Genomic DNA, 16,189 nt, shown 5'->3' on the forward strand with positions numbered 1-16,189 from the left:
CCATCCTATTAGTATGGTATAATATTTATTTGATAAGGTTTATAACAAACTATTGCTATAAACTTTCACAAAGAACGAAATCAATTTATTAATAAAAGGTGGTACCATGAGCACAAATTTAGAAGTAGGCATCGTAGGCCTTCCAAATGTTGGTAAAAGTACATTATTCAACGCTATCACAAAAGCGGGCGCTGAAGCTGCCAACTATCCATTCTGTACAATTGAACCTAACGTAGGTGTCGTTGACGTTCCAGATAATCGTTTAGCTGTATTGGCTGAAATGTTCGGTTCCAAACGCATCCTTCCTGCTGCTATGCGCTTCGTAGATATTGCTGGCCTCGTAGAAGGTGCATCCAAGGGCGAAGGTTTGGGTAATAAATTCCTTAGCCATATCCGCCAAGTAGATGCGATTGCACAAGTTATTCGTTGTTTCGATGACCCTAACATCACTCACGTTTCTGGCTCTATTGACCCAATCCGTGACATCGAAATCATAAATACTGAGCTTTGCCTTGCAGACCTTGAGTCCGTAGAAAAACGCAAACAACGTATTGAAAAAATTGCTAAATCTGGCGACAAAGATGCACGTGCTGAATTACCATTATTAGAACGCATCATCGAAGGTTTAGGTGAAGCGAAACCTGTTCGTGCACAAGGTCTTGAAGAAGAAGAATTAGAAATGATCAAAGAGTTAACATTGCTTACAGCAAAACCATCTCTTTATGTAGCCAATATTTCTGAAGATGAAATATCTGATTATTCTGCCAACGAATATGTAAAACGCGTAGAGGAATATGCGAAAAACGAAGGCGCTGGTATCGTTGTTGTGTCCGCACGTATCGAGTCCGAAATTGCAGAGTTATCCGAAGAAGAATCCGCTGCATTCCTTGAAGATCTTGGCCTTGAAGAGTCTGGCTTAACTAAACTTATCAAAGCAAGTTATGCACTTTTAGGTCTTATCAATTACTTCACAGCTGGTGAAATGGAAGCTCGTGCTTGGACAATCGTAAATGGTACCAAAGCACCTCAAGCTGCTGGTAAAATTCACTCGGATATTGAAAAAGGCTTTATCCGCGCTGAAATTGTCTCCTTTGATGATCTACAAGCTTGCGGTAGCCAAAACGCGGCTAAAGAAAAAGGCCTTGTACGCCTTGAAGGTAAAGACTACGTTATGAAAGACGGCGATGTAACCCATTTCCGCTTCAATGTATAAACAAACTTATATAACAAAAACCAGTAAATCTCAGGATTTACTGGTTTTTTATTACTAATTATAACCTTTATATAATATTATTTATCGTCTTTATGAAGAACATTTTTGACGCCACTAATCGCACCATCTACAGCATCTTTAACATCTTCAGCTGCTTTTTTGAGATCTTCAGCAACATCATGTGCAGCATCTTTAACTTTTGCAGCTGTATTTTCTACAGCACCTTCTGCTTCCAATTTTTTGTCACCAGTTAATTTACCGGCATTTTCTTTTAATGCACCTTTAGCTTGATTTAATTTATCTTCTAATGCCATAATTATGAATCCTTTCATATGAAATCATTTTTAGTTATGTTAGCTATATATGTTAGCTATACTTTTAAAAATAGATTACTATCCCTTTTTTCCGAAGAAAAACGAAACAACAGCAACAACAATTACAGCGCCAAGAACAGAAGGAATTAATGCCATGCCAGCTAAGCTAGGACCCCATGTGCCAAATATTGCTTGACCCACGGACGAACCAACTAAACCAGCAACAACATTGGCAATAACGCCCATTGCTCCACCTTTGTTAGTGATGGCTCCCGCAAGAAAACCGATAAAACCACCAACAATAATTGACCATAACATACGATCACTCCTTCCTATTTAATCAATATATTTATAATATCCTACCAAATTATACGGGCTTTATAAATATAATAAATAATGTGTATATTTATAATATACCATTCATTTCTAAAGATTAGATGAAGAAATTCGATATGGTTATAAAAGTCGCAATCGATTAAACTACTGTAACAATTTCATCCATTGTGCGACGTGTTTTATTGCGATGCGGTTCTTCATCGCGATAACCAAAAGCAGCCATAACGGCAATACCAAAATGTTTTGTATCAAAGAGCCCTAGTTCATCACCTAAAAAAGCTGTCATCTTATCTTGATTAAAGCCTTCCAATGCACAGGAATCAAGACCTTCATAAGCAGCCATAGTCATCATGTTAGCCATTACAATATACGCTTGCTTAGAAGACCAATCAAAGGCAGCACGATCAGACTCAAATGTTTTATAGTCTTCAGTTGTGAACTGAGCATATTTTTCTTTATAAATAGCATCGACTTCAGCAGGTAATTGTTTCACCTCTTCTTGAATGTAGCGTACATAAGGGGAATCAAATTCCAAATCCACCTTTTTACGTGTTAAAAACACTACGAAATGACTCGCTTCAAGACCAGCTTGAATCCCCCAACCATAAGCTTTCATCTTTTCACGGATTTCAGGATTTTGAATAACTAATAATTGGTAAGCTTCAAAACCTAAGGAGGTTGGAGACAAGCGCGCCGCCGTTAAAATACCTTGCCAATCTTCATCAGAAATCTTTTCAGCGCTATCAAATTTCTTACATGCATAGCGATATGTCATAGCATATTCTAAATCTTTACGATCAAATTTAGGGGCTGTTAATTTTACATTTTCTATTTCATATTTACTCATATATACCTCCATAATTAATATCTGTAATTGATAAAATATATCATGTTTCTATAGTACCACACTCATCGTTCAAGTTATATGAAGATGGACACTAAAGTAAAAAAAGCCTAGACAACGTCTAGACTTTATACGGTACGGCTAGCTCTCCTTTTTCATACCAAAAGAAGCCAGACATACTAATTTTATGTTCTTTTAAAATGGTCTTTACTTGATCCACTATACTTGAGTCTATTGCAATAGATAAACCGCACATATCGTAAAGTTCTGGGGGTGTGGCCATCAACTGATGAGGCACATCTAACTCGGTTAATACTTTATCCGCTTTATCACCAAAATAATAGGATGTAAAAACGACAAGTAATTTTTTATTTTCCAATGCCTCACCTCCTACCAAAGTAGATACGATTAAATGTCTTTCATCTCAATGATTCATTCTAGAAATAAGAAATCTACTTTAAATCAGTAGCTCTAAATCGATATATCAAAATAAAATACTAATATTATAGCTTAACAATATTATCTCCAAGGATTGCATCTGTAATAGCGTACATATTAGTAATACTGCCTACGCCCAGCTTATCTTTTACACCGAAATAATCAAGACAAATGCCGCATGCTGCAATTTCTACACCAAGCTCAGCTAATTTCTTGATATTTTCCAAATGAACCGAATCATTGACTACCATCTTAACACTGCTATTGATGAAATAAATCTTAGAAGGCTTTACGTCAGCTTCAAGCATACATACCCAGAAGGTTTTCATCAAATTTCGGCCAAGCTCTTCACTACCTTCACCAAGATAATCCTTCGTCATCAAAATGACGCGATTTCCATAGTTCATAGGTTCACAACTTACTTCCGTTACCGAATTTGCATTTGGTGTCATAGTAAGATAAAAATCCTTGCCATCTTGGCGAATACCTACACCATAACCACGAGACTTACCAAACTTCTCTACATTATCGCGGCTCACTTCATTATCTACAATTGTAATAATAACAGCATTTGGATTCGCATCACTTACCTTCTTAGTTTCAATAACAGGTTTTGGACACAAGCTACCGCGCACATCTACCGTTAATTCCTTTGTATTGCTCATCATACACCTCTATATACATTATATAATTTGTGAAAGTATCAGCTATCAGCTATCAGCTATCAGCTATCAGCTAATAATAATTTAATTAAATATCTATCCTCAATAGTATAGACCTGATTTTTATAATTTTATTCTGTAACGCGTACCGCTAAACCACTGAAGCTTTCAACAGTACCCACAATAGCAGCACAGTCAATACCCGCCTTATGAAAGGCCTGAACAAGCGGCTCACCTTCGCTAGCAGGAACAGAGAATAGTAACCCACCAGAGGTTTGAGGATCAAATACAATATCCGACCATATAGGATCCAAGTCCTCATCAACTTGTACTTCAGTTATAGCCTTGCGATTACCATAAGATGCAGCCGGAATTAACCCCATTTGAGCCGCCTCGATGACATCATCAAAAAGAGGGATGTCGTAAACTTTAATATGAATCGTCACATTAGAAGCACTCGCCATTTCTACGGAGTGTCCCATGAGGCTAAAGCCTGTAACATCTGTACAAGCATGAACTGTAAAGTTATGCGCCACCTCAGCCGCTACACGATTTAAAGTACTCATACTAGTGACGGCCTGTTCCGTGCCTACAGGGAATAAATCTGCTTTCAACGCATTATTCATAATACCTGTACCAATGCGTTTTGTTAGCACCAACACGTCCCCTACTTGAGCACCTTTATTTTTCCAAATCTGATGGGGATTTACTTGACCAGTCACAGACATCCCAAAGATAGGTTCCTTATTTTCAATGCTGTGTCCACCTACGATGGCTGCACCAGCCTCGGCTACAATCGAACCAGCCCCATTTAACACATCCGTCAAAACACCTTGCTCGACGAGAGGAACCGGAAAGCCTACGATATTCATCGCTGTTAAAGGAGTTCCACCCATAGCATACACATCGCTTAGCGCATTAGCAGCTGCAATTTTACCGAATAGACCAGGATCATTAACCATAGGTGTAAAGAAATCTAAGGTTTGCACCAATGCAAAGGTATCCGAGATTTGATATACACCTGCATCATCGGCACCAGTCATATCTGCGAGAACATGTTCGTTAGTAACGGGTGTTACAGCTTTCAGCACACGGTTTAATATATGAGGCCCAATCTTACACGCGCAGCCTCCACTTGTCACATAATCAGTAAGTCGTACCATAATTTCTCCCTACTCATTTTCCGACAATCGAGAGACGATTTTCTTAACAGCCTTTTCAAATTTAGGGCGCGGCATCAAGAGTTGATGACCACATCCATTACATACGATGAGAAAGTCTGTACCAATTCGCTTAACTTCCCACTCATCACTGCCGCAAGGATGTGATTTTTTCATCTTCACTACATCGCCTACGTAATATCTAACAAATGCCATAGCGCCTCCTTTAACTTCTGTCAGTATTTATATATTTATTATACATAAAATAGTTGATTCTATAAATATATCCTGATTCTATAGTTCAATCGTCTATTACATAACCATAAAATTTTCGCCCTAAATATATAATGTACAGATTTGATATGTCTGCTGTTCTTATAATTAAAACCATAACACAAGAAAAATAGTATTATATAATCACCAAAAGATCACAAAAATGTTTATCTTAATCATTATATTTTATAGGGAAATATTAGTGCATCTAAAGAAATCAACATTAATAACTAAACAATAATGATTTTTCATTTAGTTATCATTCTCAATATCAAGATAAAGATTTTTTATAAATCCCATACTATTCAATCTTTATAAACCCACATTTTTACTACATTGATAATATTTATCATTTAGAAAATTTTCGAAATAAATTTTACAAAAAGACTTGCATTTCTCATTTAGTATGTTACAATATAGTCAACAATGATTATTCGTTAAGTATACGGATAACACATTGTATATAAAACTGTTAAGACGGCAAGTGCCGAAACACACAAATAAGTAAGTACTATTTTAAGAGTTAAGCAAGTGTCTATTTAATCTAAGAATAAGTTTTCTTACTAAGGCGAAGTCGCCCTCGAAATTGATAGAATAAGTATTCTATTCCATTGCATTCACAACCAAGTGGTTATGAATATATACGTTAAGTAACAATTTTGAAAATTATCGTAAGTACAAAGGAGTATTAAAATGGCAGAATTAAAAGGTTCTAACACTGAAAAAAATCTTCAAGCAGCATTTGCTGGCGAATCCCAAGCATTCCAAAAATATACATTCTACGCTAGTGCAGCTCGTAAAGCTGGCATGAACGAAATCGCTGACTATTTCGAAGAAACAGCTCACAACGAATCTGCACATGCTAAATTGTGGTTCAAAGCTCTTCATGGTGGCGATATTTCCGCTGATATCGAAGCTAACCTTCGCGATGCAGCAGCTGGTGAAAACTACGAACATACTACAATGTACAAAGAATTCGCTGACGAAGCTGAAAAAGAAGGCTTTGCTAAAATCGCTTTCCAAATGCGCGAAGTTGGTAAAATCGAAGCTCGTCATGAAGCTCGTTACCTTGCATTAGCAGCTCAAGTATCCGGTAACAAAGTATTCCACAATGACGAACCAGTAGCTTGGATCTGTGCTAACTGCGGTTACGTACACGTTGGTGAAGAAGCTCCAAAAGTTTGCCCTGTATGTGCACACCCACAAGCTTTCTTCCACCGTTTCGTTGAATCCATCTAATCTATAAGTACGACACTAACTAGATTAATAACCTGTAAGTACAGATTTTAATAAAACTATACCTGTAAGTACAATCTAAACTTACAGTAAGTACTGACAACTTCCTTAACAAAAAGACGATGACATTTGTCATCGTCTTTTTTTGCATTCTTTTGCTAGATTTTTATTTTATCTACTAAATTTTTAAATTCTTCTGCTGCTTCATATGGATTATCTGCATGAGCAATAGCAGATATTACGGCTACTCCACTGGCACCAGCTTGCAAAACAGGCGTTGCGTTAGCTAACGTAATCCCACCTATACCAACACAAGGTAATGTTAAGCCTTCTGCTCGTAACTCAGTAATACAATCTGGTCCGCATGGCTCTTGTGCATCAGGTTTGCTACTTGTAGCATACATAGGACCTACACCGACACAATCTGCATACACTACATCAGTCTTATGAAGTTCCTCCACAGAATGAATGGATATACCAACAACCTTATTTCCTACAAGATTACGAACGTCTTCTAAACGCATATCCTCTTGTCCTACGTGAACACCATCAGCATTAACAGCCACTGCTAAGTCTACATCGTCATTAATAATATAAAGCACATTATACATAGCACAAATTTCTTTTAACTGCTGAGCTAATTCTAGTTTCTGTTGTCCTTCTAATGTTCCTATGCCCTTCTCTCTAAACTGAAAGCATGTAACGCCACCCCGACAAGCAGCTTCAACAGTGTCCAATAAATGTCTTTCATTAAATCCTACATCCTGTGTACCACTAATAAAATATACCTTTAATTGATCAGGTACAACTACGGGGCGTATTCGATTTTTAGATAAAAGCATCGCATCATCGAATTCATATAAGGCATCCATAAATGCCACACTAAAGATGCCAGGTTTTACACCGCTCACCTTAACCGCACTTTCACCAGCAAGTCCATAGTAAGCCAGTGCATACGCAAGAAACTCACCGATAGACAGGTTATCCATAAATGGATAATAGGAACTAAAGAATGCAGCTAAGACAGCTCCTAATAGACAGCCGGTCCCTGTTACCGCTGTCATGATTGAGTGACCATGAGGAACTGCAAATACGCGAGTTCCATCAGAAACGTAGTCCTCTTCCCCCGTTGCGACGACAGGACAGTTAATTTGGCGTGCAAGACGATACGTTATAATTGCGCTATCCTCAACTTGTTCTCCATCTACACCCTTACCCGAAAGAGAACTATCAATCTTATGATTTGTATTAAGAGCATCATAGATGGCTTTAATTTCACTTTGGTTCCCTCGTAGCAACGAAATAGCACCAGTTTTAATCAAGTCTAAAACAACAGATAATCGATAAGCCCCGGAGTGACAACCCACAGGGTCTAGTATAATGGGTACCTCATGAGCCTTCGCTAATTTAACAGCCTCTTTGTAATAAGTAACCTTATCTGGTGTAACGGTCCCAATATTGATGAGCAGTGCAGAAGCATGAACGATAAGGTCTTTTAAGTCTTCGCTACACTCACTCATCACGGGTGATGCACCGATGGCTAGCAAACCGTTAGCTGTAAAGGTCCGCACCACATCATTGGTAATACAAATAACAAGAGGATTTTTTTTGCGTAGAGACTCTAATATATTCAGTTCGGACCAATTTGAACCATTTATATTTGGATTGTTGTAGGTCATATAACTATCTCCTCTAGTCATTTTTCAAAAGTTCATCCATCGTTTGAGGGCCATTTACCAATAACCCATAAGCCATATGATTAACAGGTCCACAGCCATTTCCAAGTGCTGGATTATGCTTAATCGCAAGGGAAATATAGTTCTTTGCAATGCCAATTGCATCCATTACATCACGCCCTTTGGCGAGCTCTGCCGTAATAACCGCCGAGAAGGTGCAACCCGTACCGTGAGTATGAACAGTATCATATTTAGGACTTGTCCACGTACGCACATCTCCATCTTTGGTGAAAGCATAATCCGTAGCATCATCTCCAATATGGCCGCCTTTTATAATAACCACTCGAGGTCCTAATTCATGTAAAATACGCTTAGCTGCTGTTGTAATGTCACTTTCACAAGAGATAGACATATCCGCTAACACCTCTGCCTCGCTACGATTAGGTGTAATAACTGTAGCGACCGGAATGAGTTTAGATTTTAAGAAATCGACGGCCTCATCCGATACAAGTCGATCACCGCTGGTGGCAATCATAACTGGATCCATCACATAAGGGATGTTCTTACTCACATAAGGATAGATGAGATCCATCATCTCTGGTAAAGCAATCATACCTGTCTTAACGGCTTGAGGAAGAATATCTGAATATACATCGTGTAACTGTTTTTCTATGCTTTCTAGCGATAGGTGTTCTACGTGGTGAACCCCTGTTGTATTTTGGGCTACTACGGAGGTAACCACTGCCATACCATATACATGGCGGCTTTGGAATGATTTTAGATCGGCCATAATGCCAGCGCCACCACTAGGGTCGGTACCGGCAATTGTTAATGCTGTATGTAGTTTCATTATGCCTCCTTATGTAACAAATTACGTCGAGATAAGATTTGTAATACCACGAAGCCAATACAAGCTCCGCTAATAGAACTCATGGAGAAAGAGGTAATCAAGGTCAACAAGGCCAATGGTTTGCCTAGTAGAAAGTTAGCAATTGGATAGCTAATAAAAGCCCCGAGAATACCTGTACCTATGATTTCTCCTAGAGCCGCCGCCCATATGGAATTGTATTTCTTATATAAATAAGCAGATAACCAAGCCCCAATCATGCTACCAGGAAAGGCTAGCGGAGAGCCTAGTGCTAGTACATTACGTAAGCAAGAGGTACTAAAGGCTGCGCCTACGGAGAACCTCGCCCCAACTATAACGGCTAAGATCACATTTATCATATGTTGAAATGGAAAAATTCGGGCCGGGCCAATGGGAATCGACGTAGTCGATAAGACGACACCTAAGGCTACACATATACTAGCAATAATCAGTTTTTTCATAATACCTCCAACTAAATAAAAAATGAGACCACCTCAAATGGAATGGTCTCGTAATAGTTTGGTATTATGTTTCATTCCACTTCCCTACGCCAGTATTATCTGGATCAGGTCTAGGGTTTTGAATGATCAATCTCAGCAAAAGCACCCCTAGTGGCCATATATTTTTATACTCTAGTTATAACATCATTATACAATCTATGCAACAAAAGAATTGACGGTTCTCCCACCACCTCGTATAATGAAGCCATAACGGGGTGCTCACACGAGTGGGCTGAGAGTAAGCTAATGCTTTAACCCATAACCTGATTTGGATAATGCCAACGTAGGGAACATAGAGGATTAAAAGCCGAGTTCCCATGAGCTCGGCTTTTTCTATGACTTCCTGGCAAGGAGGACGTATGACAAATACACACATTACACAACCACAGTTCGCCATGATATGGTTTGGTGCCGCCCTATCTATAGCGGAGATTATGACCGGCACCTATCTGGCACCCTTAGGCCTCACTCAAGGACTATATGCCATCATCTTAGGCCATATCATCGGCGGTATTCTGCTCTTTGGAGCAGGACTCATCGGTGGCCGTTTGCGGCAAGGCAGTATGAACACGACAGCCTTTAGCTTTGGTCCCTTAGGGGCAAAGGGCTTTGCCTTTTTAAATATGATCCAACTAATCGGTTGGACTAGTATCATGATTTACGATGCTATGCTTGCCTTACAAGAGCTGGCGCCCCTATCTCCTATGATTTGGACTATTGCTATTGGGGCGCTCGTCATTTTATGGCTCTTCATCGGTCTCCACAATACAGGCTATATTCAAGCTATCGTATCTGTTTTATTACTAGGCCTCACACTCTACATGGGAGTTTACATGATTTCTCAATGGCCTAGTGACAGTAGCTTCATGACTAATGGCAATATGAGCTTTATAGCAGCCCTTGAGCTATCAATCGCTATGCCACTGTCTTGGCTACCTCTCATCAGTGATTATACTCGTGAAAGCAAAAGCCCTTTCTCCGCATCACTAACAAGTGCTACCATCTACACCGTAACGAGTGTCGCCATGTACACCTTGGGCCTTAGCGCGGCGATCTTCGGCGGTGGGGACTCTATCATTACTATTATGATGAACGCAGGCCTTGGTCTTGCAGGACTCATCGTCATTATCTTCTCCACTGTAACTACGACCTTCATGGACGCTTACTCAGCTGGCGTATCTAGTACGACTATCTATAATGGAGCATCTAGTAAAGGCGTAGCTGTTATCGTAACCATTGTCGGCGCCATTGCAGCCATCCTATATCCGATGGACGATATTACAGAATTCCTATATCTCATCGGATCCGTCTTTGCTCCAATGATTGCCATCTTGTTGGCAGACTATTTTGTCAATCGCCAACAAGTGCAAACGCTATCGGCTTATCTAGTTCGCGGGTTGATTTGGGCTATAGCCGTAGGTTTATACCATTATATGTTGCATAGTGAAAGCTCCATAGGTGCAACACTACCAGCCTTTACAATAGCATTTATCGTAACATCCATCGTTGGATTCATAAGTAAAACTGCTAACACCTTACTATAAGCCCATCTTCACAGGTCCAGTGCCGATTTCCAACCATTTCGGCTTCGCTTTCATCATGGGTAACCCATACACATGGCACATCCCATTCGCGAATAATGGAAACAAGATCCTCTCGAACATGCTTACGTAAATTCCAGTCTAGTGCAGATAATGGTTCATCAAGAAGCAAGATGGTTGGTTTAGAGTAAAGAGCACGCCCCAATGCAACGCGTTGCTGCTCACCACCAGACAAGCTACCTGCTTTCGTTTTACGATATTTCTCAAGGCCTAAGCGTTTTAATAAGCTGTCACACATCTCTGACGTGCCTCGTTTACTATAGGTAATATTATGTTCCACCGATAAATGTGGAAATACGATATTACCTTGTGGCATATAGCCAACTTGACGTTCTTGAGCAGGTACCCAGATTTTTTTGTCGCGATCAACCCATATAGTTTCATCATATTGAATGCTACCTGTAGTCGGTTTCACAAGACCTGCAATGCACTTAATAAATGTACTTTTACCACTGCCAGATTGGCCTGTTAACACGGTAATACCAGAAGAAAGTACCCCATCGGCTTTCACAGTCACAGAAGGTCTAGCTATGGTAAAGGAAAATGTAATCATCGGACCTCCTAATTATTATCAATGTGATGGAACAAGGACCCCTTTGTGATGAAGTGAATTCCACTCAACAATGCCAATGTGAGCACACAAATATAGATAACTAATTCAAAAGCATCCATGTACTGCCCTGCCTCTACGTAAGAGTAGATAGCAAGTGGCATGGTGCGCGTTACCTTTGGAATATTGCCTGCAATCAAAATGGTAGCACCGAACTCGCCCATAGCACGACAGAAGGCTAAGATACTGCCCGTCAAAATGCCTTTCCAAGCGAGTGGTACGGAGATAGTAAAAAAGATACGTAACTCTGAAGCACCTAATGTACGCGCTACGTCCTCCATATTATGATCGACGGATTGCAATGCTGAACGCACCGTTTGATAAAACAGCGGAAATGCAATTACAGAGGAGGCTATCACGGCACCGGATGCAGCAAAAACAACACTCATACCATGAGCTTCAAGCCAAGCACCAAACGCATAACCTGGAGTAAATACCATAAGTAACGCAAAACCAACAACTACCGGAGGCAGTACAAGTGGCAAGGTAATAAGTGCATCAAGAATGGCAATACCACCCCACTTACAACGGTTCATCCAGTAACAAGTCCCTAAGCCACTTAAAATAACTATGATAAGAGCTATACTTGCTACCCATAATGATAGCCAGAATGGACTCATGTCACGCCCCCTTTCTATACACAACAAATTTAAAATATTTGCGGTATCCATTATTTCTAAAATATTTTTCAAATAAGATTTATGTCCTAAATCATATGCTAGATTATTAATCAGTCCCCACTCCTCACTACAAATGAGTAAAAAAGAGCATACAGTTAGAAATAATCTTATTAGTAATACCGATAATATCTCTATTGTATCATAAGAAAACGCTAGCCCTGAAAGCTAGCGTTTTACTCTTATTTAGAAGTAGAGAAACCGTATTTCTCTAATACTTTTTGGCCTTCTGGGCTCATTACGTATTGGTAGAAGTCTTTTGCCAATGCGTTGTCATATTTTTTGATAATACCAATTGGATAGATAACTGGATCATGGGAATCAGCCGGTGTTACTGCAGAGATTTCAACTGCATCGCCCGCTGCGATAGCATCAGTTTTATAGATGAAACCAGCATCTCCAGCACCTTGGCTAATGGAAGCTGTTACAGCTTTTACGTCTTTAGCGTATACTACATTAGGTTCAACTTGTTCCCAAACGCCTAGTTTTGTTAATACCTGTTTACCATAGTTACCAGCTGGTACTGTTTCAGGATTGCCCAAAACGATACGCTTTACTGTACCGATTTGATTTAGCTCAACCTTAGGTTGGCCCTTTGGAACTACGAGAACGAGTTCATTAGTTACGAATGGTTTTACATCAGTTACCAAATCTTTTTCTTGTAACATTTTCATATTTTTCTCGTCAGCAGAGATAAATAAGCTAGCAGGTGCACCTTGTTCAATTTGTTGACGCAATGTACCAGAACCAGCAAAGTTAATAGCAATTTGATCATCTGCTAAATTATGGCTTTTTTTGTAAGCATCAGCCAATTCAGTAAGAGCACCTTTAAGGCTTGCTGCAGCTTGTACAGTAATCTTTTCAGATGTACTTGGTTTAGCCGACTCAGTTGGTTTACTTGCATCATTACCACATCCTACTAAAAAGGCAAACATGAAAACGCTCATTAACACTAATAAAATTCGTTTCATAATTCCTCCTGTGTATCCCTTAAAACGCCACACTGTAAAAGCTATGGTAACACCTAGAGACACCTCGTGTACTAACAAATTAAAATATACAATATATTCATATTATACTATAAATCGATAGCTAAAGTCGTATATCCAAAAACACATATTGCATAGATATTTCTGATGATTATGATAAGTAATCATAATCAATAATTTTTTAAATCCCAAAAAATACATACTATGGTATGATAATATTATAAAGAATAAGCACATTTCGTAACGCTTATTCACTTTTAACTTATATAAAGTAACTGTATATTTGCTATATAGTTATACGATACATTAAAACTATGCCTTATATATTAACTAATATATTAAAGAAAAACTCTAGGTGAGATGATGAATCTATTCGAATTAGTAGGCCATATTTTTATGAATTCTATGGTCCCTATCTTAGTACTTATAGGCGTGGGATTTATATTAGATAGAAAATTTAAACTCGATCTATATACGCTGAGTAAACTAAACTTTTATATATTGTTACCTACCTTTATATTTCGAGCGATGTATGAAGCTAAACTTAACTCAGGTACTTTGGAGATTGTATTCTGTGCGCTCTGTGTACTCATACTAAACTCCATCCTTTCAAATGTGGTAGGTAAGATGCAAGGATATGATGTGGCTAAGATTGCAACCTTAAAAAACTGCGTTATGTTTAATAACGTTGGGAATATGGGTGTCGCCCTTGCTATCTTTGTATTTACTAACATTCCATACGTCATCGATGGTGCTACCCCCTATGCTAATCTAGGTTTAGTGAGTGTTGTATCTATCATGATCATACAAACTATTAGCAGTAATACCTACGGTTTCTACCAAGCGGGAGCAGGACGATTAACCCCTCGGGATGCACTAAAAGTCGTATTCCACATGCCCATGGTATATGCTATCCCACTAGCACTACTTTGCCACCTACTCCCTTTCGATTTACACGGTCTCTTCTTCTTTGCACCGCTCAATATATTTGCCAATGCTTTCGTTGGCGTCGCTATGATTGCCTTGGGTGTTCAAATTAATAGAACACCGCTAAACTTCTTTAAGATGGATGTCATGCTTGCTACCACATTACGGCTCGTTGTAAGTCCACTCATAGCAGCTGGTATTACTATATTATTCATTATGTTCTATGGACCTATGCATCCAATAGCGGCGCAAACTATCATTATAACCTATAGCGTTCCAACGGCTATTAATATGTCTCTTATTGCTATTGAAATGAAGAATAATCCAGAATATGCTACACAAATTGTAATGGGCACAACTATTTTATCCGCTATAACTATGCCACTGTTTATTACTATAGCCTATTATCTATTCCCATTATATTAAAATAAAAAATCATAGTTATAAAAAATCACTCATAGCCATATGACTATGAGTGATTTTTTATGCCTTAGCATTTAGCCTTGTTAAACAAGTTACACAAGCTGTAACAATTATAGCACCAATAATTTCATTCAAGGCTAAATTATGATTAAGAATAACTACATCTAAAGCTAAAGTAACTATTGGTCCCATTGCACTAATAACGGCTGCAAGAGATGCATTAATTCTTTTAAGACCAAAAGACATCAAGTATGAAGGAATGATAGAACAAAAAATGGCCAAAAATACTAAATAAATCATAGTATGTGTTTGGAGTGTTGAAAATGTAGTAAAATTTTTGCTATCAATTATAAAGCCGAGAAGTAAAAGTACTGTAGTTATACACATATAAGTACTGGTAAAAATAGTAGGACTGATATTCGAAACAGCCCTCTTACTATAAATAATAAACAACGCCCAAAAAATGGCAGAAAGTAAAACTAGTGAAATACCTATTAAAGTATCTGTAAGGTGGTTATCAACGGTAGGATTAAACATAATTGCTAAGCCTAGCACAGTAGATACAATTAGAACTACTTTTGAAAATGTAATGCGTGATAAATCTGAAGATAACAGAAAAACGTAAATTGGAAATGTAAATAGAACGGCACGTTCTAATGAGGCAGATATATATAATAATCCTATAAAGTCAGCTATAGATGAAGATAAATAAAGAATAGCTCCAAAAAATGAGTATTTAAAAACCTTACTTTTATTCACGCTATTCCAATCAAAACGAATCATTGGTATAAGAAAAAAAGGTAATGATAAAACAGCCCTACACACAAGAACATTCAAGGGGCTCAGTGAATCTAAATAAATTAGTTTTGCCCATATAGATTTTGTTGATAGGAATACAGTAGCTAAAAATACCACTAATATTCCTATATTTTTCATTAACAGATTCACTTTATATACTTCTCCATAATCAAATACAACTCAAATAAAATATATAAAATATAAAAACACATTTCATCCTAAGTAGGACGAAATGTGTTCATTATAAAAAATTTAAATTATTGATGAGCTACGTGTTCCATCCCCATGCGAACTAAACATTCAACATGATCATCGTTTAGAGAATAATATGCTGTTTTCCCATCTTTACGATATGTAACAAGGCGCGCTTGGCGCAATACACGCAATTGATGAGAAATAGCAGATTGTCCCATCTCCATGGTTTCTGCAATGTGATTAACACACATTTCATTTTCTAGTAATAGCTCTACTATTTTAAGGCGTGTAGGATCACCCAAGATTTTAAACAGTTCTGCTAGCTTCAGCAATGATTCTTGTTTGTCGGTCATATAATCCCCCTTTTTTAATCCTATCCATTCTTTTTTGTAGCTCTTCTATGTCACTAATCGATACGTCTTAACGTATAACACCAATATGTATGGCAT

The 16,189-nt window shown here is 38.3% G+C and carries 19 protein-coding genes and 2 riboswitches; of the genes, 4 read left to right on the plus strand and 15 right to left on the minus strand.

Going from position 1 to position 16,189, the window contains the following annotated elements; all coding sequences use genetic code 11:
• Nucleotides 1-106 precede the first annotated feature (106 nt).
• Entirely contained in the window at nt 107-1,213 is a 1,107-nt protein-coding gene (ychF, locus tag KH286_RS05050) for a redox-regulated ATPase YchF (protein WP_278617712.1), read from the plus strand.
• Nucleotides 1,214-1,290: 77 nt separating this feature from the next.
• Here the strand turns inward: ychF and KH286_RS05055 are convergent, their stop codons facing one another.
• The 7 genes from KH286_RS05055 to KH286_RS05085 all read right to left on the minus strand — a co-directional run bounded on the left by KH286_RS05055 (nt 1,291) and on the right by KH286_RS05085 (nt 5,183).
• Entirely contained in the window at nt 1,291-1,527 is a 237-nt protein-coding gene (locus KH286_RS05055; RefSeq protein WP_004693815.1) for a CsbD family protein, read from the minus strand.
• Nucleotides 1,528-1,605: 78 nt separating this feature from the next.
• Nucleotides 1,606-1,845 (minus strand): GlsB/YeaQ/YmgE family stress response membrane protein, encoded by a 240-nt coding sequence (locus KH286_RS05060; RefSeq protein ID WP_004693817.1) that lies wholly within the window; start codon nt 1,843-1,845, stop codon nt 1,606-1,608.
• 157 nt (nt 1,846-2,002) lie between these two features.
• Nucleotides 2,003-2,710 (minus strand): NAD(P)H-dependent oxidoreductase, encoded by a 708-nt coding sequence (locus KH286_RS05065; RefSeq protein WP_004697967.1) that lies wholly within the window; start codon nt 2,708-2,710, stop codon nt 2,003-2,005.
• A gap of 118 nt (nt 2,711-2,828) precedes the next feature.
• A complete protein-coding gene (locus KH286_RS05070; protein ID WP_004697984.1) occupies nt 2,829-3,086 on the minus strand; it encodes a DUF3343 domain-containing protein in 258 nt (85 codons plus the stop codon).
• Nucleotides 3,087-3,210: 124 nt separating this feature from the next.
• Nucleotides 3,211-3,810, minus strand: a complete 600-nt coding sequence (gene yedF / locus KH286_RS05075) for a sulfurtransferase-like selenium metabolism protein YedF (RefSeq protein ID WP_004697982.1) — start codon at nt 3,808-3,810, stop codon at nt 3,211-3,213.
• A 128-nt stretch (nt 3,811-3,938) separates the two neighbouring features.
• Nucleotides 3,939-4,970: a selenide, water dikinase SelD gene (gene selD, locus KH286_RS05080; RefSeq protein WP_004697987.1), complete on the minus strand. Its 1,032-nt coding sequence runs from the start codon at nt 4,968-4,970 to the stop codon at nt 3,939-3,941.
• 9 nt (nt 4,971-4,979) lie between these two features.
• Nucleotides 4,980-5,183, minus strand: coding sequence for a DUF951 domain-containing protein (locus tag KH286_RS05085; RefSeq protein WP_004697980.1), 204 nt, complete (start codon nt 5,181-5,183; stop codon nt 4,980-4,982).
• A 750-nt stretch (nt 5,184-5,933) separates the two neighbouring features.
• Between KH286_RS05085 and rbr the strand changes: the two genes are divergently transcribed.
• Nucleotides 5,934-6,479, plus strand: coding sequence for a rubrerythrin (gene rbr, locus KH286_RS05090; protein ID WP_004693830.1), 546 nt, complete (start codon nt 5,934-5,936; stop codon nt 6,477-6,479).
• Nucleotides 6,480-6,634: 155 nt separating this feature from the next.
• On the opposite strand, the gene thiM is transcribed toward rbr, so the two are convergent.
• Genes thiM through thiW form a run of 3 tightly spaced genes read right to left on the minus strand, consistent with a single transcriptional unit; the run spans nt 6,635 to nt 9,481 of the window.
• Nucleotides 6,635-8,155: a hydroxyethylthiazole kinase gene (gene thiM / locus KH286_RS05095; RefSeq protein WP_004697999.1), complete on the minus strand. Its 1,521-nt coding sequence runs from the start codon at nt 8,153-8,155 to the stop codon at nt 6,635-6,637.
• 13 nt (nt 8,156-8,168) lie between these two features.
• Complete coding sequence (gene thiD, locus KH286_RS05100; RefSeq protein WP_004697995.1) at nt 8,169-9,002, minus strand: bifunctional hydroxymethylpyrimidine kinase/phosphomethylpyrimidine kinase; 834 nt, start codon at nt 9,000-9,002, stop codon at nt 8,169-8,171.
• Nucleotides 9,002-9,481 (minus strand): energy coupling factor transporter S component ThiW, encoded by a 480-nt coding sequence (gene thiW, locus KH286_RS05105; RefSeq protein WP_004698006.1) that lies wholly within the window; start codon nt 9,479-9,481, stop codon nt 9,002-9,004. Before thiW ends, thiD begins: the two co-directional genes overlap by 1 nt.
• 64 nt (nt 9,482-9,545) lie before the next feature.
• Nucleotides 9,546-9,640, minus strand: a riboswitch (TPP riboswitch).
• 81 nt (nt 9,641-9,721) lie between these two features.
• A riboswitch (TPP riboswitch) is annotated at nt 9,722-9,827 on the plus strand.
• 52 nt (nt 9,828-9,879) lie between these two features.
• Here thiW and cytX point away from each other — a divergent pair.
• Nucleotides 9,880-11,064 carry a putative hydroxymethylpyrimidine transporter CytX gene (cytX, locus tag KH286_RS05110; protein ID WP_278617713.1) on the plus strand — a complete coding sequence of 395 codons (1,185 nt, stop codon included), beginning with the start codon at nt 9,880-9,882 and terminating at the stop codon, nt 11,062-11,064.
• On the opposite strand, the gene KH286_RS05115 is transcribed toward cytX, so the two are convergent.
• The 3 genes from KH286_RS05115 to modA form a co-directional block, all read right to left on the minus strand.
• Entirely contained in the window at nt 11,048-11,674 is a 627-nt protein-coding gene (locus KH286_RS05115) for an ATP-binding cassette domain-containing protein (protein WP_004693839.1), read from the minus strand. The genes cytX and KH286_RS05115 overlap by 17 nt on opposite strands.
• A gap of 8 nt (nt 11,675-11,682) precedes the next feature.
• The gene (gene modB / locus KH286_RS05120) at nt 11,683-12,351 is read right to left on the minus strand and encodes a molybdate ABC transporter permease subunit (RefSeq protein ID WP_004693841.1); all 669 of its coding nucleotides are present in this window, start codon (nt 12,349-12,351) and stop codon (nt 11,683-11,685) included.
• Between the two features lie 239 nt (nt 12,352-12,590).
• Nucleotides 12,591-13,379, minus strand: coding sequence for a molybdate ABC transporter substrate-binding protein (modA, locus tag KH286_RS05125; RefSeq protein ID WP_004693843.1), 789 nt, complete (start codon nt 13,377-13,379; stop codon nt 12,591-12,593).
• 381 nt (nt 13,380-13,760) lie between these two features.
• Between modA and KH286_RS05130 the strand changes: the two genes are divergently transcribed.
• Nucleotides 13,761-14,750: an AEC family transporter gene (locus tag KH286_RS05130; protein ID WP_004693845.1), complete on the plus strand. Its 990-nt coding sequence runs from the start codon at nt 13,761-13,763 to the stop codon at nt 14,748-14,750.
• A gap of 57 nt (nt 14,751-14,807) precedes the next feature.
• Here KH286_RS05130 and KH286_RS05135 read toward each other — a convergent pair whose 3' ends face one another.
• Nucleotides 14,808-15,683, minus strand: a complete 876-nt coding sequence (locus tag KH286_RS05135) for a DMT family transporter (RefSeq protein ID WP_024061260.1) — start codon at nt 15,681-15,683, stop codon at nt 14,808-14,810.
• A gap of 119 nt (nt 15,684-15,802) precedes the next feature.
• Complete coding sequence (locus KH286_RS05140; RefSeq protein ID WP_004693850.1) at nt 15,803-16,093, minus strand: ArsR/SmtB family transcription factor; 291 nt, start codon at nt 16,091-16,093, stop codon at nt 15,803-15,805.
• Nucleotides 16,094-16,189: the final 96 nt, after the last annotated feature.

Origin of the sequence: Veillonella parvula (assembly GCF_018378075.1) — a bacterium.
Lineage (GTDB): Bacteria > Bacillota > Negativicutes > Veillonellales > Veillonellaceae > Veillonella > Veillonella parvula_K.

Excerpts from the sequence above, each read along its gene's own strand:
- ychF (WP_278617712.1), top strand. The coding sequence starts at position 107 with ATGAGCACAAATTTAGAAGTAGGCATCGTAGGCCTTCCAAATGTTGGT.
- KH286_RS05055 (WP_004693815.1), bottom strand. The coding sequence starts at position 1,527 with ATGGCATTAGAAGATAAATTAAATCAAGCTAAAGGTGCATTAAAAGAA.
- KH286_RS05060 (WP_004693817.1), bottom strand. The coding sequence starts at position 1,845 with ATGTTATGGTCAATTATTGTTGGTGGTTTTATCGGTTTTCTTGCGGGA.
- KH286_RS05065 (WP_004697967.1), bottom strand. The coding sequence starts at position 2,710 with ATGAGTAAATATGAAATAGAAAATGTAAAATTAACAGCCCCTAAATTT.
- yedF (WP_004697982.1), bottom strand. The coding sequence starts at position 3,810 with ATGAGCAATACAAAGGAATTAACGGTAGATGTGCGCGGTAGCTTGTGT.
- selD (WP_004697987.1), bottom strand. The coding sequence starts at position 4,970 with ATGGTACGACTTACTGATTATGTGACAAGTGGAGGCTGCGCGTGTAAG.
- KH286_RS05085 (WP_004697980.1), bottom strand. The coding sequence starts at position 5,183 with ATGGCATTTGTTAGATATTACGTAGGCGATGTAGTGAAGATGAAAAAA.
- rbr (WP_004693830.1), top strand. The coding sequence starts at position 5,934 with ATGGCAGAATTAAAAGGTTCTAACACTGAAAAAAATCTTCAAGCAGCA.
- thiM (WP_004697999.1), bottom strand. The coding sequence starts at position 8,155 with ATGACCTACAACAATCCAAATATAAATGGTTCAAATTGGTCCGAACTG.
- thiD (WP_004697995.1), bottom strand. The coding sequence starts at position 9,002 with ATGAAACTACATACAGCATTAACAATTGCCGGTACCGACCCTAGTGGT.
- thiW (WP_004698006.1), bottom strand. The coding sequence starts at position 9,481 with ATGAAAAAACTGATTATTGCTAGTATATGTGTAGCCTTAGGTGTCGTC.
- cytX (WP_278617713.1), top strand. The coding sequence starts at position 9,880 with ATGACAAATACACACATTACACAACCACAGTTCGCCATGATATGGTTT.
- KH286_RS05115 (WP_004693839.1), bottom strand. The coding sequence starts at position 11,674 with ATGATTACATTTTCCTTTACCATAGCTAGACCTTCTGTGACTGTGAAA.
- modB (WP_004693841.1), bottom strand. The coding sequence starts at position 12,351 with ATGAGTCCATTCTGGCTATCATTATGGGTAGCAAGTATAGCTCTTATC.
- modA (WP_004693843.1), bottom strand. The coding sequence starts at position 13,379 with ATGAAACGAATTTTATTAGTGTTAATGAGCGTTTTCATGTTTGCCTTT.
- KH286_RS05130 (WP_004693845.1), top strand. The coding sequence starts at position 13,761 with ATGAATCTATTCGAATTAGTAGGCCATATTTTTATGAATTCTATGGTC.
- KH286_RS05135 (WP_024061260.1), bottom strand. The coding sequence starts at position 15,683 with ATGAAAAATATAGGAATATTAGTGGTATTTTTAGCTACTGTATTCCTA.
- KH286_RS05140 (WP_004693850.1), bottom strand. The coding sequence starts at position 16,093 with ATGACCGACAAACAAGAATCATTGCTGAAGCTAGCAGAACTGTTTAAA.